The sequence below is a fragment of the Pseudomonas sp. P4_B3 genome (assembly GCF_056402295.1).
The window spans coordinates 1-20,259 of sequence record NZ_JBFUHR010000021.1; the positions used below are offsets into that span (position 1 = coordinate 1).

Genomic DNA, 20,259 nt, shown 5'->3' on the forward strand with positions numbered 1-20,259 from the left:
CGTCGGCAGCGGCCTGATAGGTCACCGAGAAGTCCTTGAGACCTTCCAGGGCTTCGTGCGGATCTTTGTCGGGGCGAATGGCGAACGCGTCGAAACCACAGCGGTGCATGTAGAACAACTGATCGCGCAGCACATCACCAATTGCCCGCAGTTCACCTTTGAAACCATAACGGTCACGCAGCAGGCGGGCGTTGGAGTAGTTGCGGCCATCGGTGAACGCCGGGAAGTTCAAGGCGATGACCTGAAAACTGGCCACGTCTTCACCGATTTCCTCGGCCTCTTCATCGGCGTCCAGCCAGATGCCCAGGCCGCCGTCGCGGGCCAGGAGCATACGGCTGTGTTCGCGCCACAGCTGCAACGGCACGATGAGGTCGTCACAGTTGCTGATCTCGTCGATGTTGAAATCCTTGGGCAGCAGGTGCCAGGTCTCGTCGACGACCTCGTTGTTCTTAATTATTCGCTGCATAGACACGCTCCTTGAAGAGGTCGATGCCAATACGCTGATAGGTGTCGATGAAGCGTTCGTCTTCGGTACGTTGTTCGATGTACACGTCGATCAGCTTTTCGATCACGTCAGGCATGGCTTCCTGGGCAAAGGACGGGCCGAGGATCTTGCCCAGGCTGGCGTCACGGCTGGCGCTGCCGCCGAGGGAAACCTGGTAGAACTCCTCGCCTTTCTTGTCCACCCCGAGAATCCCGATGTGGCCGACGTGGTGGTGACCACAGGCGTTCATGCAACCGGAGATGTTCAGGTCCAGCTCGCCGATGTCGAACAGGTAATCCAGGTCGTCGAAGCGGCGCTGGATCGACTCGGCGATCGGGATTGACTTGGCGTTGGCCAGGGAGCAGAAGTCGCCGCCCGGACAGCAGATGATGTCGGTCAGCAAACCGATGTTCGGCGTGGCGAAACCTTGCTCGCGCAATTCGCCCCACAGGGTGAACAGCTTGTCCTGCTCGACGTCGGCCAGGATGATGTTCTGCTCGTGAGAGGTGCGCAGTTGACCGAAGCTGTAACGGTCGGCCAGGTCGGCCACGGCGTCGAGCTGTTTGTCGGTGATGTCGCCCGGTGCAACGCCGGTAGGCTTGAGGGACAAGGTCACGGCCACGTAGCCCGGCTTCTTGTGGGCCAGGGTATTGCGCACGCGCCAGCGGGCAAAGCCCGGATGCTGCTGGTCGAGCTCGGCCAGTACGGCTGCCTGGTTTTCCAGGGCCTTGTAGTCCGGGTCGACGAAATGTTTGGCGACGCGCTGCACTTCGGCTTCGGTCAATGTGGTCTGGCCACCGCGCAGGTGTTCCATTTCCGCATCGACTTTTTGCGCGAAGACTTCAGGCGTCAGCGCTTTCACCAGAATCTTGATCCGCGCCTTGTACTTGTTGTCGCGACGGCCATAGCGGTTGTAGACCCGCAGGATGGCGTCGAGGTAGCTCAACAGGTCTTGCCACGGCAGGAATTCATTGATGAACGCGCCCACGACCGGCGTACGGCCCAGGCCACCACCGACCAGCACGCGGAAACCCAGTTCGCCGGCGGCGTTGTGCACCGGCTCAAGGCCAATGTCGTGGACTTCGATGGCGGCGCGGTCGGAGGTAGAACCGTTGACGGCGATCTTGAACTTGCGCGGTAGATAAGCGAATTCCGGGTGGAACGTGGTCCACTGGCGGACGATCTCGCACCATGGGCGCGGGTCGATCAGCTCATCGAAGGCCACACCGGCGAACTGGTCGGTGGTGACGTTGCGCAGGCAATTGCCACTGGTCTGGATCGCATGCATCTGCACGGTCGCGAGTTCAGCCAGGATGTCCGGGATGTCTTCCACGGCCGGCCAGTTGAACTGCACGTTCTGCCGGGTACTGATGTGGGCGTAGCCCTTGTCGTAGTCGCGGGCAATTTTGGCCATCATTCGCATCTGGCGCGAAGTCAGTTGGCCGTAAGGCACGGCGACTCGCAACATCGGCGCGAAACGCTGGATATAAAGGCCATTTTGCAGGCGCAGGGGGCGGAATTCTTCTTCGCTCAGCTCGCCTGCCAGATAGCGTCGGGTCTGATCACGGAACTGCTTGACGCGGTCCTCGATGATCCGCTGATCGTATTCGTCGTATACGTACATATAAGTCCTGTTCTCAGGCTTGGGCCGGTCGGAAACAGCGGCGTTTTTTGGCTTGCTGGCGTCCGATAAAACCTCGGCAATTCTGCGCGCACGGCCGCGCACTCCCAACGGAGCCGGGGCAAGATACCAGTTTGCAGTTATGCGTAAAAGTGATGTTTGAGCATATGTAAAGAACCAAATCGCCTAATGAGAATCTTTGTTGCAAAGCCCCTGTTTGTGGTGCGGGCAATCGTCGTCTTTACTCTGCTCGAGTCTTTATGCAATCACCGATAAAACCGACAAGAGGCGATGCAATGAGCAACCCAACCAAAGCACGGAAAAGCGATAGCACCGTTGATGCCTGGGCAATTTTGTTCCTGATCATTCTGGTCGTGGGGACGGCGGTTTTCTGGGTCAGCCATCAGTAAACGACCCCGTCCGGGCCCGGTTCCGACGATTGTCTGACAAAAACCGGAAAAATCGCCGTTTTACGGAGGTTCGCTGGATATAATCCGCGGCGAATTTGCGGGGGCTCGGACGATCGATGTTAAAATTTTTCTGTGGTGCCGTGCTGGCGCTGGCTACGGTCTGGGCACCGTGTGTCCAGGCGGCGTCCGTATTGTTCCTCAATCCAGGGACCACCCAAGAGGCGTTCTGGGTCAGTTACTCGCAATTCATGCAGGCCGCGGCCAAGGACCTGGGCATGGATTTGCACATCCAGTATTCCGAGCGAAACGCCGAAACCACACTCAAACAGGCCCGCGAAGCCCTGCAAGGGCCGAATCGACCGGACTATCTGGTGTTCGTCAACGAACTGTACGTTGCGCCCGAAATCCTGCGTCTGGCTCAAGGCAGCGGTGTGAAGCTGTTTCTGGTCAACAACGGCCTGACCGCAGACCAGGTGCGCTTGCTCGGCGCTCAGCCGGACAAGTATTCCGACTGGTTGGGCAGCCTGGTGCCCAACAATGAGGAGGGCGGCTACTTGATGCTCAAGCAGCTGATTCGCCTGCATCGCCCGGTCGCGCCCGGTCAGGCCATTGATCTGGTGGCCTTTTCCGGCCTGAAGAACACGCCAGCCGCGCAACAGCGTGAGAAGGGCATGATGCGGGCATTGGCCGAACACCCTGAAGTGCGGTTGCGCCAGTTGGTCTATGGCAGCTGGACCCGCGAGCGCACCTATGAACAGGCCAGGTTATTGTTCAAGCGTTATCCGCAAACGTCGCTGGTCTGGTCGGCCAACGATGAAATGGCCTTTGGCGCCATGCAGGCTTATGCCGAAACCGGAGGCCAGCCCGGCAAGGACGTGCTGTTCAGCGCCATCAACAATTCACCGGCCGCGTTACAGGCGCTGTTGGATGGGCGGTTGAGTGTGCTGTTGGGCGGCCACTTCACTCTTGGTGGTTGGGCGCTGGTGCAACTGCATGACTACGACCAGGGGGTGGATGTCAGCCAGTACGGTGGGCGCGACCGGCAGATTCCGTTGTTGCAGCTGATCGATCACGCACAAGCCAAGCGATTGCTGGCTTTGAGCTCAACTCAGGATTACGGTGTGGATTTCCAGAAACTCTCGGCCAAGGGGCGACCGACGTCCTGGCGCTACCCGTTCGGCCTGCAAGCCCTGATGCACTGAGTCGGTTCAGATACCCGCCAGGTGCAACACCAGTTTGACGATGCCAAACAGTGTCAACGCGAACACTGCCGTGAACAGAATGCCCAGAATCACGAAATGACTCGGCTTGCCGTGAGTGAAGTCGCGCGCCCGGTTCTTCCCGCTCTGTACTCCGAACGCCGCCGCCATGACGCTCTGCAGCATCTGCCAGAAAGTGGGCGGTTTGTTGTTGTCGGCTGGATCGTCCATAAATTCCTCGTCACCCTGTGTCAGAGGTAAGCATAGACAATACAAAAAAGATCGTCCGAACGCGGCCCGAGCCTTCGGACGATCTTTTGATTTTGCTTGATCTTAGTTGTCGTAACCCAGGTTCGGCGCCAGCCAACGCTCGGTTACGCTCAGCTCCTGACCTTTACGCGAGGTGTAGCTCTGCACCTGGTCCTTGTCGATCTTGCCCACGGCAAAGTATTGCGCCTGCGGGTGAGCGAAGTACCAACCGCTGACCGCCGCTGCCGGGAACATCGCATAGTGTTCGGTGAGGAACACGCCGCTGCGGCCTGCGCGCATTTCTTCGGCTTCTGGATCGAGCAGCTTGAACAGCTGGGCTTTCTCGGTGTGGTCCGGGCAGGCCGGGTAGCCCGGTGCCGGACGGATGCCGGTGTATTGCTCCTTGATCAGTGCCTCGTTATCCAGCGCCTCATCCTTGGCATAACCCCAGTAGTCTTTACGCACCTGCTGGTGCAGCCACTCGGCACACGCCTCGGCCAGGCGGTCGGTCAGGGCCTTGACCATGATCGAGTTGTAGTCGTCGCCCGCATCCTGATAGGCCTTGGCGACCTCTTCGGCACCGATCCCCGCGGTGGTGATGAAGCCACCCACGTAGTCGGTCACTTCACTGTCTTTGGGCGCCACGAAGTCGGCCAGGGAGAAGTTCGGCTTGCCGTCGGTCTTGATGATCTGTTGACGCAAGTGGTGCAGCTTGGCCATTGGCTTGCCGTCATCGCCATAGAGCTCGATGTCGTCGTCATGCACCTGGTTGGCCGGCCAGAAGCCAAACACCGCGCGGGCGCTGATCAGTTTCTCGTCGATCAGTTTGGTGAGCATTTCCCGGGCATCTTTGTACAGCGAGGTGGCAGCTTCACCGACCACTTCGTCCTGGAGGATGCGCGGGAACTTGCCGGCCAGGTCCCAGGATATGAAAAACGGCGTCCAGTCGATGTATTCGGCCAGAACGTTGAGGTCGATGTTGTCCAGCACCCGCGTACCGGTGAAAGTCGGTTTGACCGGTGTGTAGCTCGCCCAGTCGAATTGCGGCTTCTTGGCGACGGCCGCGCCGTAGCTCAGGCGTTCGGTGCGGGCGCTGCGGTTGGCAGTGCGCTCGCGAACCTCAATGTAGTCCAGGCGGGTTTTCTCGACGAAGCCGGCCTTGAGTTCCTTGGACAGCAACTGGGTCGCCACGCCCACGGCGCGGGAGGCGTCGGTGACGTAGATCACCGCGTCGTTGCTGTACTTCGGCTCGATCTTCACCGCCGTGTGCGCCTTGGAGGTGGTCGCGCCACCGATCATCAACGGCAGGTGGAAGTCCTGACGCTGCATTTCGCGGGCGACGTGGACCATTTCATCCAGCGACGGGGTGATCAGGCCGGACAGGCCGATGATGTCGCACTTCTGTTCCTTGGCCACTTGCAGGATTTTTTCCGCCGGGACCATCACGCCGAGGTCGACGATGTCATAGCCGTTGCAACCCAGCACTACGCCAACGATGTTCTTGCCGATGTCGTGCACGTCGCCTTTCACGGTCGCCATCAGGATCTTGCCCTTGGCCTGCGGCTTGTCGCCTTTTTCCAGTTCGATGAACGGGATCAGATGCGCCACGGCCTGCTTCATCACCCGAGCGGATTTCACCACCTGAGGCAGGAACATTTTACCGGCGCCGAACAGGTCGCCGACGATGTTCATGCCGGCCATCAACGGGCCTTCGATCACTTCGATCGGGCGGCTGAAGGACAGGCGTGATTCTTCGGTGTCTTCAACGATGTGGGTGGTGATGCCTTTGACCAGCGCATGCTCCAGACGCTTGTTGACGTCCCAGTTGCGCCACTCTTCGGTCTCGGCTTCCTTGACGCTGCCGTCGCCCTTGTACTTGTCGGCGATGGCGAGGAGGGCGTCGGTGCCTTCCGGGGTGCGGTTGAGGATCACGTCTTCCACGGCGTCGCGCAGCTCCACCGGGATCTGGTCGTAGATCTCCAGTTGGCCGGCGTTGACGATACCCATGGTCAGGCCGTTACGGATCGCATACAGCAGGAACACCGAGTGAATCGCCTCGCGCACCGGGTTGTTGCCACGGAACGAGAACGACACGTTGGACACGCCGCCGGAGGTCAGGGCGTACGGCAGTTCGTCACGGATGTAGGCACAGGCGTTGATGAAGTCCACAGCATAGTTGTTGTGTTCTTCGATGCCGGTGGCCACGGCGAAGATGTTCGGGTCGAAAATGATGTCTTCCGGCGGGAAGCCGACTTCGTTGACCAGAATGTCGTAGGAGCGTTTGCAGATTTCCTTCTTGCGCGCTTCGGTGTCGGCCTGGCCGGCTTCGTCGAAGGCCATCACCACCACGGCGGCGCCGTAGCGCTTGCACAGCTTGGCGTGATGGATGAACTGCTCGACGCCTTCTTTCATGCTGATCGAGTTGACGATGCCCTTGCCCTGGATGCACTTGAGGCCGGCTTCGATCACTTCCCACTTCGAGGAGTCGATCATGATCGGGACGCGGGAGATGTCCGGTTCGCCGGCGATCAGATTGAGGAAGGTCACCATGGCCTTCTTCGAATCGAGCATCCCTTCGTCCATGTTGATGTCGATCACCTGGGCGCCGGCTTCGACCTGCTGCAGGGCGACTTCCAGGGCTTCGGTGTAGTTGTCTTCGCGGATCAGGCGGGCGAACTTGGCGGAGCCGGTGATATTGGTGCGCTCGCCGACGTTGACGAACAGCGAGCTGCGATCGATGGTGAACGGCTCAAGGCCCGAGAGGCGGCACGCCTTGGGAATGTCCGGAATCTCGCGCGGCGCATAACCGGCCACGGCCTTGGCGATGGCTTCGATGTGGCCCGGCGTGGTGCCGCAGCAACCGCCGACGATGTTGAGGAAGCCGCTCTGGGCGAATTCTTCGATGACCTTGGCGGTTTCCGACGGCAATTCGTCGTACTCGCCGAATTCGTTCGGCAGGCCGGCGTTCGGGTGCGCGGAAACGTGGGTGTTGGCCTTGTTCGACAGCTCTTCGAGGTACGGGCGCAATTCGCGGGCGCCGAGGGCGCAGTTCAAACCGACGGAAATCGGCTTGGCGTGGGCCACGGAGTTCCAGAACGCTTCGGTGGTCTGGCCCGACAGGGTGCGGCCCGAGGCGTCGGTGATGGTGCCGGAAATCATGATCGGCAACTCAATGCCCAACTCCTCGAACACGCCCTGGACGGCGAAGATCGCCGCCTTGGCGTTCAGGGTGTCGAAAATGGTTTCGATCAGGATCAGGTCGGCGCCGCCTTCGATCAGGCCTTTGGTGGATTCGGTGTAGTTCTCCACCAGTTCATCGAAGGTCACGTTGCGGTAGCCGGGGTTGTTCACGTCCGGGGACAACGAGCAGGTGCGACTTGTAGGACCGAGCACGCCGGCAACGAAGCGCGGCTTGTCCGGGGTTTCCAGGGTCTTGGCGTCGGCGACCTTGCGCGCCAGGCGTGCGCCTTCTACGTTTAACTCATACGCCAGGCCTTGCATGCCATAGTCAGCCAGAGAGATCTGGGTGGCGTTGAAGGTGTTGGTTTCCAGAATGTCGGCGCCGGCGTCCAGGTAGGCTTTTTCAATGCCGCCAATCACATCCGGGCGAGTCAGTACCAACAGGTCGTTGTTGCCTTTGACATCGCTCGGCCAGTCAGCGAAGCGTTTGCCACGGTAATCCTGCTCTTCGAGCTTGTAGCTCTGGATCATCGTGCCCATACCGCCATCGAGAATCAGGATGCGCTCTTTGAGGGCGTGCTTGAGAGCTTGAAGGCGAACGCTGCGATCGGACATTTGGACTACTCGGTAAGACCATGACGAAGGGCCGGGATGATAGCAAACCTGTGCGCTTTTGGAGCAAGACTCGAATTTGCATGAATATCGTTCATGTTGGCAAGGATGACAGACCGGTAGAATCGCGGCGTTTTTCCAGGATTCAGGACCAGGGACATGTCGTATCGCTTCGTCATCAGCACATTGTTTTTGTTTTTAAGCTGGGGCGCTGTGGCGCAAAGTCCGGCGATTTCTTCTGTCATTTCATACAGCCGCGACATTCAACCGATCTTCACTGAAAAGTGCGTGGCCTGCCACGCCTGCAACGACGCCGCCTGTCAGCTCAACCTGGGCAGCGGCGAGGGCGCGGCACGGGGCGCGACGAAAATCCCGGTCTACGACGGTGACCGCCGCCAGGCCGTTGCGCCGACCCGACTGTTCTATGACGCCTCCGGCAAACAGGCCTGGCAGCAAAAGGGCTTCTATTCGGTGCTCGATGCCCGGGGCAGCCAGGCCGCACTGATGGCGCGGATGCTGGAACTTGGCCACAAAACCCCATTGCAGCCCAGCGCCAAGCTGCCGGAAGACATCGTCCTGGGCCTGAACCGGGAAAACATGTGTGCCATGCCCGCGGAGTTCGACGGCTACGCCGCTTCGCACCCGAAAGAAGGCATGCCACTGGCAGTGACCGGCCTGACTGACCAGCAGTACCAGACGCTGCAACGCTGGCTGGCGGCAGGCGCGCCGATCGATCAGCAGGCGCTGGCGCCCAGCGCCAGGGAAGCCTTGGAGGTGGTGCAATGGGAAAACCTGCTCAATTCCCCGGGAGCCCGGGAAAGCCTGGTGGGGCGCTGGCTGTTCGAGCACTGGTTCCTCGCCCATCTCTACTTCAAGGATGGCGAGCCTGGACATTTCTTCCAGTGGGTGCGTTCGCGCACCCCGACCGGCCAGCCGATCGACCTGATCAACACCCGTCGCCCGAACGATGATCCGGGCACGCAGTTTTACTATCGCTTGTGGCCTGTGCAGGGCGTGATCGTGCACAAGACCCACATCACCTATGCGCTGAGTGCGGCGAAGCTGGCGCGGGTCAAGAGCCTGTTCTACAGCGGCAACTGGCAGGTCGACGCATTGCCGGGCTACGGGCCGCAGAGCCGGGCCAACCCGTTTGCCACCTTCGAAGCGATCCCGGCCCAGGCGCGCTATCAGTTCATGCTCGATAACGCCGAGTACTTTGTGCGCACGTTTATCCGCGGCCCGGTGTGTCGCGGGCAGATCGCCACGGACGTGATCCGCGATAATTTCTGGGCGCTGTTCCAGGCGCCCGAGCACGACCTGTATGTCACCGATCCGAACTATCGCGGGCAGGCCACGCCGTTGCTGGCGATGCCGGGGCAGAACGACGACGTCGGCAGTGTCCTCAGCCTGTGGCACGACTACCGCGACAAACGTAATGAATATGAAGCCTTGCGCCGGGACAGCTACGCCGACCTGCCGGCGCCAAGCTGGTCGACCCTGTGGGCGGGCAACGACAATGCGCTGCTGAGCATCTTCCGCCATTTCGACAGTGCTTCGGTGACCAAAGGCCTGATCGGCGACGTGCCGCAAACCATTTGGCTGTTCGACTATCCGCTACTGGAGCGCACCTACTATCAACTGGCAGTGAACTTCGATGTGTTCGGCAATGTGTCCCACCAGGCCCAGACGCGGCTGTATTTCGACCTGATCCGCAACGGTGCCGAGCAGAATTTCCTGCGCCTGATGCCTGCCGATTCCCGGGATGGCTACCTCGACGACTGGTATCAGAACAGTGGAAAATTCAAGATGTGGCTGGACTACGAGTCCATCGACGATGACAAGCCGACTGCGCTGAATCTCAATCCGCAGGATCCCAAGCGCGACTTTGCCATGCAGTTGCTGGCCCGTTACGGCGATCTCAATGCCAGACCCGACCCGATCAACCGCTGCGACGGCGCCTACTGCTCGCGGCCGAACATTGATCCGGACCTGCAAAGTGCCGAACAGACGCTAAGCCGCCTGACTTCGCGTCCGGCGGCCGGGTTGAAAGTGATTGATCAACTGCCGGAAGCGACCCTGCTGCGCATCGAAACCCGTAGCGGCAAGCGTGAGGTCTATAGCCTGCTGCGCAACCGTGCCCACAGCAACGTCGCATTCCTGCTTGGCGAATCGCTGCGCTATCAGCCGGGGCTCGACACTCTGACGATTTTCCCGGGTGTACTCAGCAGCTATCCGAACTTCATGTTCAACATCCCGGCCGGGCAAGTGCCGGCGTTTGTGGATGCGATGGAAAGCGCCAAGGATACCGACAGCTTCGAGAAAATCGTCGAACGTTGGGGAATACGCCGCAGTCATCCGCAATTCTGGGCTTATTTCCATGACCTGAGCCGCTACATCCACGAAACCGATCCGGTGGAAGAGGGCGTGCTGGACATGAACCGTTACGAGAACCTCTGAACCACCACCACCCTGTAGGAGCTGGCTTGCCAGCGAAGAGGCCACGACATTCAACACAAATGTCGACTGATCTGGCGCCTTCGCTGGCAAGCCAGCTCCTACAGAGCATCGAAGAATCTTTCCCGACAAAAATACTAGGACTTTGTCCGGCGCGTTGATTGGCGTAAACTGCGCCCAAGCCTGCGAGGAGTTTCCATGACCGCTATTACCATCACTGACGCCGCCCACGATTATCTGGCTGATCTGCTGTCCAAGCAGAACACCCCGGGCATCGGCATCCGCGTCTTCATCACCCAGCCTGGCACCCAGTACGCCGAAACCTGCATTGCCTACTGCAAGCCGGGCGAAGAAAAACCCGAAGACACCGCGCTGGGGCTCAAAAGCTTCACCGCGTACATCGACCACTTCAGCGAAGCCTTCCTGGACGATGCGGTTGTCGACTACGCCACCGACCGCATGGGCGGCCAGCTGACCATCAAGGCGCCAAACGCCAAAGTACCGATGGTCAATGCCGACAGCCCGGTCAACGAGCGCATCAACTACTACCTGCAAACCGAGATCAACCCGGGGCTGGCCAGCCACGGCGGTCAGGTCAGCCTGATCGACGTGGTCGAAGACGGCATCGCCGTCCTGCAGTTCGGCGGTGGTTGCCAGGGCTGCGGCCAGGCCGACGTGACGCTGAAGGAAGGCATCGAGCGCACTTTGCTCGAGCGCATCCCGGAGCTCAAAGGCGTTCGCGACGTGACCGACCACACGCAGAAAGAAAACGCCTACTACTAAGGTGTTCGCTGCGAAATCAAAAAACGGCGCCCCGTGAGCGCCGTTTTTTATGGGCGAAGCTTAAAAGATCGTCCGAACGCGGCCCGAGCCTTCGGACGATCTTTTGATTTTAAGGGCGATAGAGATGCGCATGCCCCGCGCGATACAGCGATGACTCGCTGAAGTGGTCGCTGCCCAGCACCCGACCCACCAGAATCAACGCCGTACGGCGAAAGCCCTTGGCTTCAACCTTCCCGGCAATATCCTCGAGTGTTCCCATCACCCAATCCTGATCCGGCCAGCTCGCGCGGTGGACCACCGCAATCGGGCAATCGGCGCCGTAATGGGGCAGCAGTTCCTCAACGATCTTCGCCAGGTGATTGACCCCCAAGTGAATCGCCATGGTCGCGCCGTGTTGCGCGAGGCTGGAGAACTCCTCTCCGGGTGGCATGGTGGTCTTGTCGGCGTAGCGCGTCAGAATCACGCTCTGCGAAACGTCCGGCAGCGTCAGCTCCGCACCCAAAAGCGCAGCGCAAGCGGCTGTGGCCGTCACGCCTGGGACGATTTCGAACGCAATTCCCAACTCGCGCAGATAGCGAATCTGCTCGCCAATGGCGCCATAAAGACTCGGATCGCCGGAGTGCACCCGGGCAACATCCTGACCGTTGGCGTGGGCGGTCCTGATCAGGTCGATGATCTGTTCCAGGTGCAGTTCGGCGCTGTTGACCACCTGTTCGGCACAGTGACCTTCCAGTACGGCGGCCGGTACCAGGGAACCGGCATAAATGATCACCGGACAACTGCGAATCAGCCGCTGGCCCTTGACGGTAATCAGTTCGGGGTCGCCGGGACCTGCGCCAATGAAGTAGACGGTCATCGTCGGTTCCTGTGGGGAAAAAAGGGGCTGAACAGGGCTTCAGATGAAGAGTGTTCATGATCAACGGTGGGGATTATCGGGTTTTTTATGCCGCGCCGGCCAATGCCAGGGTTGCCTGGGCGTATTTTTGTCGTGGAATCAGCAGTTTTGCCGGGGCCTGGGCCAGTTGTTCCGCCAGGGCCAGTGCGGCGCTTTCCGCCACGCCGTAGCAACCGGTGCGTTCAAACGCTATTTGCGATTGATGACTGAGTTGCGGTTCATAAGCGGCCAGTTGTTCACTGCTGAAATACATCAATTCCAGGCCAAGCTGCTGAGCCAGTTCGATTAACGCAGGTTCGTCGCGCTTCGAGTCGATGCTGGCCAGGGCCTTGATTTCATGACGAGCAATCTGGTGCGCCTCCAGTGCCTGATCGAGCAGCGCCAGCAACGTGCTGACGGGGCAGCCGCGCTGGCAGCCCAGGCCGACCACCAGGGTCGGCGCTGTGCTGATATCCGTCATGCGTGGTATTGACCATCGCTTTTGCGACGGAACAACCAGGCGCTGATCAGGCCCAGGGCCAGCCAGAACGCCACGTTGGTCAGTTGCGAAGCGATTTTGAACTGGGCTTCCAGTGCCTCCGGAGCGAGCATCGAATGCACTTCCGGTTGCGGCGCGCCAATCACATGGGGGACGGCGAGAATCGCTGCGCCGAGGACTTTCATCAGCCAGTGACGGCTGAATACGATCAGGGCGATACCGACGGCAGTGGAAGCAGCGGTGCCAATCCACCACAGTTGCCGTTGTGCCAGATCGGCGGCGGCAGTGCCGGGCAATTCAGGTGGCAGGCCGAGCGTCGGCGCGAGCACGAACGTCGCATAACCGGCCAGGCCCCAGAGCAGGCCCTGGGAGGTTTTGGTCGGCGCACGCAAGGTGTACAGGCCGGCGAGCATCAGGGCGAAACCGACCGCTACCACCAGGTTGCCGCCGGTGGTCGACAGCACGCGCTGCCAGCCGTCTTCCGGCTCCCAGGCTTGCGCATCGTGAGTGTGGGCAGCCATCGCACCGTCGGCGTGTTCATGCATTTCAACAGCGGCCGGCTCGGATTTTTCGTAGGTCTCGGCCTGCAAAATCAGCGGAGCGACCCAGAAGGTTTGCAGCAGGGTTAGCAACAGGGCGGCCAGCAACCCGGTGAAACCTGCGGTTTGCGCAATACGCTTGATCATGACGACAGCTCTCAATGGCACGGGAACGCGGAGCTGTGACGGGTATCGTGGGCGGCGTTGTGCACCGCTTCGATGTGCGAGAAACCGGCAAAATACACAAGGCACGCGCCAAGGATCGACGCACAGACGGCGACGGTCAGACGTTGGGTCAGGGTTGAGGTGGTGCTCGCGGATGTGTGTTCGGCGCTGCTGATGATCGACATGGCGTTTCCCTCTGGTCTGTCAGCGGGGATTAAGAGCGCATGCAAAAAACCGCACGACCAGGCGCGCAAGGTTTCAAACAGCGCCCGCCCACCGCGGGTTTGTTGGTTCAGTGACCGTGCTGGTCACTTTGTGTTGCGGGCCGGTCTCCGGGCTCACGAGGGGCAAAGGCTTGGGCCTGAACCTGAAAGCATCACCTTCCCATGCCGTATTGGCACAGTGGATCTGACGCTTCGCTCGCTTACCGTTGCGGGGGCAGCACCGGACTGACATGGCTTTAGAGTAAAGCACATGATTCACCGGTTTCCCGTTTCACCCTGTGAAGGGCACCCGTAACAAGGTGCGTAGGAGAGCATGGGCGGGGGTTGGGCGTCAATTGGCAAGGGTTCTCACTTGAAGCTGAATGATGCCCGGCTCTTTGTAGGAGCTGCCGAAGGCTCGGGCCGCGTTCGGACGATCTTTTGATCTTGTTTTTAAAAGCAAAATCAAAGGATCGAAGCCTTCGGCAGCTCCTACAGTGATTGACCGGTCTTCCCACCATGCGTAGCCTTGCGCTTTCGAGGTTCTTCGGCGTTTGTCGAAGCTAAGAAGGGAACGCGGTCGATGCCGCGGCTGCCCCCGCAACTGTGAACGGTGATGTTCGTTGCCACGCCACTGCTGACTCAATCCATGAGGCCGGCGGGAAGGCGCAGCGAATGCCAGGCTCAAGGCCGGCACACCGTCAGCCAGGAGACCTGCCTCGTCACAGATTCTCACTTTCAACCGGGCGGGGTGATCCGGTGGCGAACTCTTCAGGCACGCGCGCCCGCGTTGCCGGTCGTCGTCCCGTATGCCCGCCACCTTAGCCATAGGGCATCCGATGAAAACACTGGCCAAACTCCCCGTCACCATCGTCACCGGCTTTCTCGGCTCGGGTAAAACCACGCTGCTGCGGCACATGCTCGACAACGCCCAGGGTCGCCGCATCGCGGTGATCGTCAACGAATTCGGTGAGTTGGGCATTGACGGCGAAATCCTCAAGCAATGCTCCATCGGTTGCACCGAAGAAGAAGCCAACGGCCGTGTCTATGAGCTGGCCAACGGCTGCCTGTGCTGCACCGTCCAGGAAGAATTCTTCCCGGTGATGCGCGAACTGGTGGCCCGTCGCGGCGATCTCGACCATATCCTCATTGAAACGTCCGGCCTGGCCCTGCCCAAGCCGCTGGTGCAAGCCTTCCAGTGGCCGGAAATCCGCAGCGCCTGCACGGTGGATGCGGTAATCACCGTGGTCGACAGCCCGGCCGTGGCCGCCGGCACCTTCGCCGCCTTCCCGGATCAGGTCGACGCCCAGCGCAAACTCGACCCGAACCTGGACCACGAATCGCCGCTGCACGAACTGTTCGCCGACCAACTGGCCAGCGCCGACCTGGTGATTCTCAACAAAGCCGACCTGATCAACCCGGCGGACCTGGCCCGCGTGCGCCTGGAAGTCGCCGAGGAATTGCCGCCAGCGGTGAAAATCATTGAAGCCAGCAGCGGTCGCCTGCCACTGGGCGTGCTGATCGGCCTGGGTGCCGGCTCCGAAGAACACATCGACAGTCGTCACAGCCACCACGACCATCATCACGATGGTGACGATGATCATGACGACCACGATCACGACGCCTTCGATTCGATCTCCATCGAACTGCCGCAAGCCGACGAAAGCTTGCTGCTGGATGCGCTGACCCAATTGGTGGTCCAGCACGGCATCCTGCGGGTCAAGGGTTTTGCCGCGATCCCGAACAAACCGATGCGCCTGCTGATCCAGGGCGTGGGCACGCGTTTCGACAAGCACTTCGACCGCCAGTGGGGCGCCGAAGAAGCACGCGTAACCCGCCTGGTGCTGATCGGCCAGGAACTGGACGCCGCCGTGCTCGAAGCGCAATTGCGCGCCGCGCTCAGCGTGTAAGCCATGCACCTGCTCAGGACCCAACCCGGCGGTTTCGTGTCGGATGACAACATTGCCGACCTTGGACAAACCCCTGCCGAGCTGGTGGTCCTGTGCAGCGGCGATTCCAGCCTGGCGCTGCTCGCCGAAGCGGCGCAGCAATTGCCCGAAGATTATCCGAGCGTGCGCCTGGCCAACCCGATGCTGGTGCAGAACCATGCCTCGGTCGATTTGTACGTCGATGAAGTGCTGCGTCACGCCAGGGTGATCCTGATTTCACTGCACGGCGGCATCGCCTATTGGCGTTACGGCATCGAGCGCCTGGTCGAACTGTCGCAGCGCGGCGTGCAGGTGATTCTGGTGCCGGGCGATGATCGTCCGGACCCGGAGCTCAGTGACCTGAGCACCGTCGGTGCCGAGGATCGCGACCGGCTCTGGCAGTTTCTGCGTCAGGGTGGCAGGGGTAACGCCCTGGATTTCTTCCGCTGTCTGGCCAACCGCTGGCTGGCCCGTGATTACACCTGGGGCGAGCCGCAAACCCTGCCGCGCACGGCGATTTACCATCCGCACCAACATTCTGCCGCACTGAGCGACTGGCAAGCCGACTGGCACGCCGATCAACCGGTGGCGGCAGTGCTGTTTTACCGCTCGCATTTGCAGGCGGCGAACACCGCTTTCATTGATGTTTTTTGCCAGCGTTTACAGGCGGCGGGGTTGAATCCATTGCCGATTGCGCTGGCCAGTCTTAAAGAGCCAGCTTGCCTTTCCATGGTCGAGGACTGGCTGGACGAGGCCAGCGTCTCGGTGATCCTGAACACCACCGGTTTCGCCCAGTCCAGTCCCGAAGCGCCGCACCTGCGGCCGTTCCGTCGCGATATTCCGGTGATCCAGGCGATTTGCGCCCAGGACAACGAGCCGGGTTGGCGTGCCAGTGAACAAGGGCTTGGCCCTCGCGACCTGGCGATGCACATCGCCTTGCCGGAACTGGACGGGCGTATCATCAGCCGTCCGATCAGCTTCAAGGACCTGGCGTGGCGCAGTGAGCGCAGTCAGTCGGATGTGGTCTGCTATCGGCCACAACCGGAACGCATGGATTTCGTTGCCGAACTGGCGCGGCGCTGGGTCGATCTGGCGCGGGTGCCCAATGCTGAAAAACGCATTGCCTTGATTCTCGCCAATTATCCGACCCGCGACGGCCGCATCGGCAATGGCGTCGGCCTCGACACCCCGGCGGCGGCGCTGAACATTCTGCGGGCGCTGCATGCCGAAGGTTATCCGTTGCCGGCTGAGTTACCGGACAGCGGCACCGCGCTGATCCAGCAGTTGCTGGGTGGCGTCAGCAACGATCTCGAGACCCTCGACCTGCGTCCGTGCCAGCAAAGCCTGGGCATGGATGATTATCTGGCGATGTTCAATGCACTGCCCGAAGCCAACCGCGCGGCGGTGCTCGAACGTTGGGGCGCGCCGGAGAGCGACCCGATGTGCCGCAGCGGACGGATGATGATCGCCGGCCTGCGCTTGGGCCTGACCTTCGTCGGCATTCAACCGGCGCGGGGTTATCAGGTCGACCCGAGCGCGGTGTATCACGACCCGGACCTGGTCCCGCCCCACGGTTACCTGGCGTTTTACTTCTGGCTGCGCAACACCTACGGCGCCCACGGCGTGATCCACGTCGGCAAGCACGGCAACCTCGAATGGCTGCCAGGCAAAGGCGTGGGGCTCTCGGAAAATTGCTGGCCGGATGCACTGCTCGGGCCGCTGCCGAACATCTATCCGTTCATCGTCAATGACCCGGGCGAGGGCGCCCAGGCCAAGCGGCGCACCCAGGCGGTGATCATCGATCACTTGATGCCACCGCTGACCCGCGCCGAAACCTACGGCCCACTGCGTAACCTCGAACTGTTGGCCGACGAGTATTACGAAGCGCAGTTGCTCGATCCGCGCCGCGCCCGCGAGTTGCAGCGCGACATCCTGCAACTGGTGCGCGACACCCACATCGACCGTGAACTGCAGCTGGACGAGCAGCTCGACAGCGATGCCGATGCAGCGATCTGGTTGCCGCGACTCGACACTTATCTGTGCGACTTGAAAGAGTCGCAGATCCGCGATGGCCTGCATGTGTTCGGCGAATCGCCCACCGGGCGTTTGCGTATCGATACCTTGCTGGCGTTGTTGCGCATTCCACGGGGCGATGGCCGCGGTGCGCAGTCGAGTCTGCTGCGGGCACTGGCCAAGGCCTTCGGACTAGGGTTCGATCCGCTCGATTGCGCCTTGGCCGAGCCGTGGACTGGGCCGCGACCTGAACAACTGCAAGTGCTCGGCGACGAACTCTGGCGTACCACAGGCGATACCCGTGAACGTCTTGAGCTGTTCGCTACACAACTGATCTCACAAACCCTGAATACCATACAAGACCCCTGTAGGAGCGAGCCTGCTCGCGATGGTGTGTCAGCCACATTGATGTCAACTGACACACCATCGCGAGCAGGTCGGAACGCCGCACCGTCGCTCCTACAGGAGGCGGACTGGATCGAGGTACAAGCCATTATCGATGGTTTGCGTGACGTCATTGCCCCGCGTCTGGACGCCTGCGGCCCCGCAGAAATGCGCGGCTTGCTCGATGCCCTGAGCGGTCGCTTCGTCCCGGCCGGTCCCAGCGGCGCGCCGAGTCGTGGTCGCCTGGACGTACTGCCCACCGGGCGCAACTTCTATTCGGTGGACGTGCGCAACCTGCCGACCACCACGGCGTGGCGCATCGGGTTCCAGTCGGCCAACCTGATTCTCGAGCGCCACCTGCAAGACCACGGCGATCATTTGCGCCAGCTCGGTCTGTCGGTGTGGGGCACCGCGACCATGCGCACCGGCGGCGATGACATCGCCCAGGCCATGGCGCTGATGGGCGTGCGTCCAGTCTGGGCGACCGGCAGCCAGCGGGTCGATGATTTCGAGATTCTGCCGCTGAGTTTGCTCGATCGTCCGAGGGTGGACGTGACCTTGCGTGTGTCCGGTTTCTTCCGTGATGCCTTTGCCAATCTGATTCGCTTGTTCGACGCGGCGGTGCAAGCGGTCGCCGACCTCGATGAGCCGGACGACCTCAATCCGTTGGCGGCCAAGGTACGCGCCGAGCGTGTAGCCTTGCTGCAATCGGGGCTCGATGAAGACGCTGCGCGACGTCAGGCCGGCTGGCGGATTTTCGGGGCCAAACCCGGTGCCTACGGCGCGGGTGTGCAGGGCGCCATCGACGGTCGTCTGTGGCAAACCCGCGAGGACCTGGCCGAGGTTTACCTCAACTGGGGCGGCTACGCTTACGGCGGTTCCGACGAGGGCACCGCCGCCCGCGAACAGTTCAGCCAGCGCTTGAGCCAGGTACAGGCGGTGCTGCAAAACCAGGATAACCGCGAGCACGACTTGCTCGACTCCAACGATTACTACCAGTTCCAGGGCGGCATGCTCGCGGCGGTGGAAAGCCTGAAGGGCGAGGCCGCGGCCAGCTATCATGGCGACCACAGCCAGCCGGACCTGCCGAAGATTCGCACCTTGAAGGAAGAGCTGAACCGGGTGATCCGTTCCCGGGCGGCCAATCCGAAGTGGCTCGAAGGCGTTAAGCGTCACGGCTACAAAGGTGCGTTCGAAATGGCCGCGACAGTCGACAACCTGTTCGCCTTCGATGCCACCACGCAGTTGATCGACGATCACCAGTACGCGTTGCTGGCCGATGCCTATTTGCTCGATCCGGACACCCGGGATTTTGTTCGCGAACACAATCCCCATGCCTTGCGCGACATGACCGAGCGCATGCTCGAGGCGCAACAACGGGGGATGTGGAAGGAGCCCGGCGAGTACCGCGAGGCGCTGGAAAACTTGTTGCTGGATATAGAAGAAGACGGCTAATCACCGCAAATCCTGTAGGAGCGGGCTTGCCCGCGAAGGCAATTTGTCAGCCAACGATGATGTTGAATGTAATTGCCACTTCGCGAGCAAGCTCGCTCCTACAGGGATTGAGGCGTCCGTGAACCGACCATGACCGAGATAAAACGATGATCGACACCCCGCACTTTCCCCTCTCCGCCGTGGTCGGCGCTGACAATTTGAAGTTGGCCCTGTACCTGACCGCCATCGACCCGAAAATCGGCGGTGTGCTGATCGAAGGCCCGCGGGGCATGGCCAAGTCGACCCTGGCCCGGGGTCTGGCGGACCTGCTGGCCAGCGGTCAGTTCGTCACCTTGCCATTGGGCGCCACCGAGGAACGCCTGGTCGGCACCCTCGATCTCGATGCGGCGCTGGGCGAGGGGCGCGCACAGTTTTCCCCCGGCGTACTGGCCAAGGCTGACGGTGGCGTGCTCTATGTCGACGAGGTCAATCTGTTGCCCGATCACCTCGTTGATCTGCTGCTCGATGTGGCCGCCAGCGGCACCAATCTGGTGGAGCGCGACGGCATTTCCCATCGGCACTCGGCGAAGTTCGTGCTGATTGGCACCATGAACCCGGAAGAGGGTGAACTGCGTCCGCAATTGCTTGACCGTTTCGGCTTGAATGTCGCCCTCGGTGGTCACACTGCACCGACCGAGCGCGGGCAGATCATCCGCCGTCGCCTGGATTTCGACAGTGATCCGCAAGGTTTCTGCGCCGAATGGGAATCGGCGCAGGCGTCTCTGCGCGAGCGTTGCCAGAACGCACGCAATGCACTGGCTAGCATTCCCCTCGACGACCAGGCGCTGGCACAGATTACCGAGCGTTGCTTTGCTGCCGGGGTCGATGGATTGCGCGCCGATCTGGTCTGGCTGCGTGCCGCACGGGCTCATGCCGCCTGGCGCGGGGCGAACGCCATCGCCGAGGAAGATATCGACGCAGTCGCCGAGTTCGCCTTGCGCCATCGTCGTCGCGAGCATTCAGCTCCGGCGCCTCAGCCATCCCAGGCGACGCAACAATCGGCGCCGCAGCACGCCAACCCAAGCGAAGGGCAGGGCCAATGGGGCGAATTGCCGGCCCAGGCACTGGCGGTCGGCGCACGACGTGAAGTGCCGAGCTGGCCAAAAAAGCCCTAGGCATTCGCCCTCGCTGTGACGCGGGGGCGAATGCCAGACCCCGGGCCGGGCGG

14 protein-coding genes and 2 riboswitches are annotated in these 20,259 nt (G+C 61.2%); of the genes, 6 read left to right on the top strand and 8 right to left on the bottom strand.

The features are described 5' to 3' along the window. Positions 1-466: DUF934 domain-containing protein (locus tag AC1DWG_RS23310; protein WP_477788401.1), on the bottom strand; the 466-nt coding region annotated here is incomplete at its 3' end. Continuing rightward, positions 450-2,108 carry a nitrite/sulfite reductase gene (locus tag AC1DWG_RS23315; protein ID WP_477764025.1) on the bottom strand — a complete coding sequence of 553 codons (1,659 nt, stop codon included), beginning with the start codon at positions 2,106-2,108 and terminating at the stop codon, positions 450-452. The genes AC1DWG_RS23315 and AC1DWG_RS23310, both read right to left, overlap by 17 nt. Before the next feature lie 523 nt (positions 2,109-2,631). Here AC1DWG_RS23315 and AC1DWG_RS23320 point away from each other — a divergent pair. Beyond that, positions 2,632-3,717, top strand: a complete 1,086-nt coding sequence (locus AC1DWG_RS23320) for an ABC transporter substrate-binding protein (protein ID WP_477788402.1) — start codon at positions 2,632-2,634, stop codon at positions 3,715-3,717. A gap of 6 nt (positions 3,718-3,723) precedes the next feature. On the opposite strand, the gene AC1DWG_RS23325 is transcribed toward AC1DWG_RS23320, so the two are convergent. Beyond that, positions 3,724-3,945 carry a DUF2970 domain-containing protein gene (locus AC1DWG_RS23325; protein WP_477755521.1) on the bottom strand — a complete coding sequence of 74 codons (222 nt, stop codon included), beginning with the start codon at positions 3,943-3,945 and terminating at the stop codon, positions 3,724-3,726. A 102-nt stretch (positions 3,946-4,047) separates the two neighbouring features. Then, positions 4,048-7,758, bottom strand: coding sequence for a methionine synthase (gene metH / locus AC1DWG_RS23330; protein ID WP_477788403.1), 3,711 nt, complete (start codon positions 7,756-7,758; stop codon positions 4,048-4,050). Positions 7,759-7,914: 156 nt separating this feature from the next. Here metH and AC1DWG_RS23335 point away from each other — a divergent pair, with 156 nt between their 5' ends. Then, positions 7,915-10,212, top strand: a complete 2,298-nt coding sequence (locus AC1DWG_RS23335) for a fatty acid cis/trans isomerase (protein ID WP_477788404.1) — start codon at positions 7,915-7,917, stop codon at positions 10,210-10,212. Between the two features lie 195 nt (positions 10,213-10,407). Continuing rightward, the gene (nfuA, locus tag AC1DWG_RS23340; protein WP_007912592.1) at positions 10,408-10,992 is read left to right on the top strand and encodes a Fe-S biogenesis protein NfuA; all 585 of its coding nucleotides are present in this window, start codon (positions 10,408-10,410) and stop codon (positions 10,990-10,992) included. Between the two features lie 109 nt (positions 10,993-11,101). Here the strand turns inward: nfuA and cobM are convergent, their stop codons facing one another. The 4 genes from cobM to AC1DWG_RS23360 all read right to left on the bottom strand — a co-directional run bounded on the left by cobM (position 11,102) and on the right by AC1DWG_RS23360 (position 13,254). After that, positions 11,102-11,848 carry a precorrin-4 C(11)-methyltransferase gene (gene cobM, locus AC1DWG_RS23345; RefSeq protein WP_477755171.1) on the bottom strand — a complete coding sequence of 249 codons (747 nt, stop codon included), beginning with the start codon at positions 11,846-11,848 and terminating at the stop codon, positions 11,102-11,104. Positions 11,849-11,933: 85 nt separating this feature from the next. Continuing rightward, positions 11,934-12,347, bottom strand: a complete 414-nt coding sequence (locus AC1DWG_RS23350) for a cobalamin biosynthesis protein (RefSeq protein WP_223460948.1) — start codon at positions 12,345-12,347, stop codon at positions 11,934-11,936. Further along, the gene (locus AC1DWG_RS23355; protein WP_477788405.1) at positions 12,344-13,051 is read right to left on the bottom strand and encodes a CbtA family protein; all 708 of its coding nucleotides are present in this window, start codon (positions 13,049-13,051) and stop codon (positions 12,344-12,346) included. The genes AC1DWG_RS23350 and AC1DWG_RS23355 overlap by 4 nt, the downstream gene beginning before the upstream one ends. 11 nt (positions 13,052-13,062) lie before the next feature. Next, positions 13,063-13,254, bottom strand: a complete 192-nt coding sequence (locus AC1DWG_RS23360; protein ID WP_150755732.1) for a CbtB domain-containing protein — start codon at positions 13,252-13,254, stop codon at positions 13,063-13,065. A gap of 121 nt (positions 13,255-13,375) precedes the next feature. Continuing rightward, positions 13,376-13,601: riboswitch (cobalamin riboswitch) on the bottom strand. A 194-nt stretch (positions 13,602-13,795) separates the two neighbouring features. Continuing rightward, a riboswitch (cobalamin riboswitch) is annotated at positions 13,796-14,008 on the top strand. Between the two features lie 103 nt (positions 14,009-14,111). Between AC1DWG_RS23360 and cobW the strand changes: the two genes are divergently transcribed. The 3 genes from cobW to AC1DWG_RS23375 all read left to right on the top strand — a co-directional run bounded on the left by cobW (position 14,112) and on the right by AC1DWG_RS23375 (position 20,206). Then, the gene (cobW, locus tag AC1DWG_RS23365; protein WP_477788406.1) at positions 14,112-15,182 is read left to right on the top strand and encodes a cobalamin biosynthesis protein CobW; all 1,071 of its coding nucleotides are present in this window, start codon (positions 14,112-14,114) and stop codon (positions 15,180-15,182) included. 3 nt (positions 15,183-15,185) lie between these two features. Beyond that, positions 15,186-19,052, top strand: a complete 3,867-nt coding sequence (gene cobN / locus AC1DWG_RS23370) for a cobaltochelatase subunit CobN (RefSeq protein WP_477788407.1) — start codon at positions 15,186-15,188, stop codon at positions 19,050-19,052. A gap of 146 nt (positions 19,053-19,198) precedes the next feature. After that, the gene (locus AC1DWG_RS23375) at positions 19,199-20,206 is read left to right on the top strand and encodes a magnesium chelatase ATPase subunit I (RefSeq protein WP_477788408.1); all 1,008 of its coding nucleotides are present in this window, start codon (positions 19,199-19,201) and stop codon (positions 20,204-20,206) included. The last annotated feature ends 53 nt before the right edge of the window (positions 20,207-20,259 follow it).

Bases quoted from the DNA above. Each gene is read 5' to 3' on its own strand.
- metH (WP_477788403.1), bottom strand. From the start codon at position 7,758: ATGTCCGATCGCAGCGTTCGCCTTCAAGCTCTCAAGCACGCCCTCAAA.
- cobW (WP_477788406.1), top strand. From the start codon at position 14,112: ATGAAAACACTGGCCAAACTCCCCGTCACCATCGTCACCGGCTTTCTC.
- AC1DWG_RS23350 (WP_223460948.1), bottom strand. From the start codon at position 12,347: ATGACGGATATCAGCACAGCGCCGACCCTGGTGGTCGGCCTGGGCTGC.
- nfuA (WP_007912592.1), top strand. From the start codon at position 10,408: ATGACCGCTATTACCATCACTGACGCCGCCCACGATTATCTGGCTGAT.
- AC1DWG_RS23355 (WP_477788405.1), bottom strand. From the start codon at position 13,051: ATGATCAAGCGTATTGCGCAAACCGCAGGTTTCACCGGGTTGCTGGCC.
- AC1DWG_RS23325 (WP_477755521.1), bottom strand. From the start codon at position 3,945: ATGGACGATCCAGCCGACAACAACAAACCGCCCACTTTCTGGCAGATG.
- AC1DWG_RS23335 (WP_477788404.1), top strand. From the start codon at position 7,915: ATGTCGTATCGCTTCGTCATCAGCACATTGTTTTTGTTTTTAAGCTGG.
- cobM (WP_477755171.1), bottom strand. From the start codon at position 11,848: ATGACCGTCTACTTCATTGGCGCAGGTCCCGGCGACCCCGAACTGATT.
- AC1DWG_RS23315 (WP_477764025.1), bottom strand. From the start codon at position 2,108: ATGTACGTATACGACGAATACGATCAGCGGATCATCGAGGACCGCGTC.
- AC1DWG_RS23375 (WP_477788408.1), top strand. From the start codon at position 19,199: ATGATCGACACCCCGCACTTTCCCCTCTCCGCCGTGGTCGGCGCTGAC.
- AC1DWG_RS23320 (WP_477788402.1), top strand. From the start codon at position 2,632: ATGTTAAAATTTTTCTGTGGTGCCGTGCTGGCGCTGGCTACGGTCTGG.
- cobN (WP_477788407.1), top strand. From the start codon at position 15,186: ATGCACCTGCTCAGGACCCAACCCGGCGGTTTCGTGTCGGATGACAAC.
- AC1DWG_RS23360 (WP_150755732.1), bottom strand. From the start codon at position 13,254: ATGTCGATCATCAGCAGCGCCGAACACACATCCGCGAGCACCACCTCA.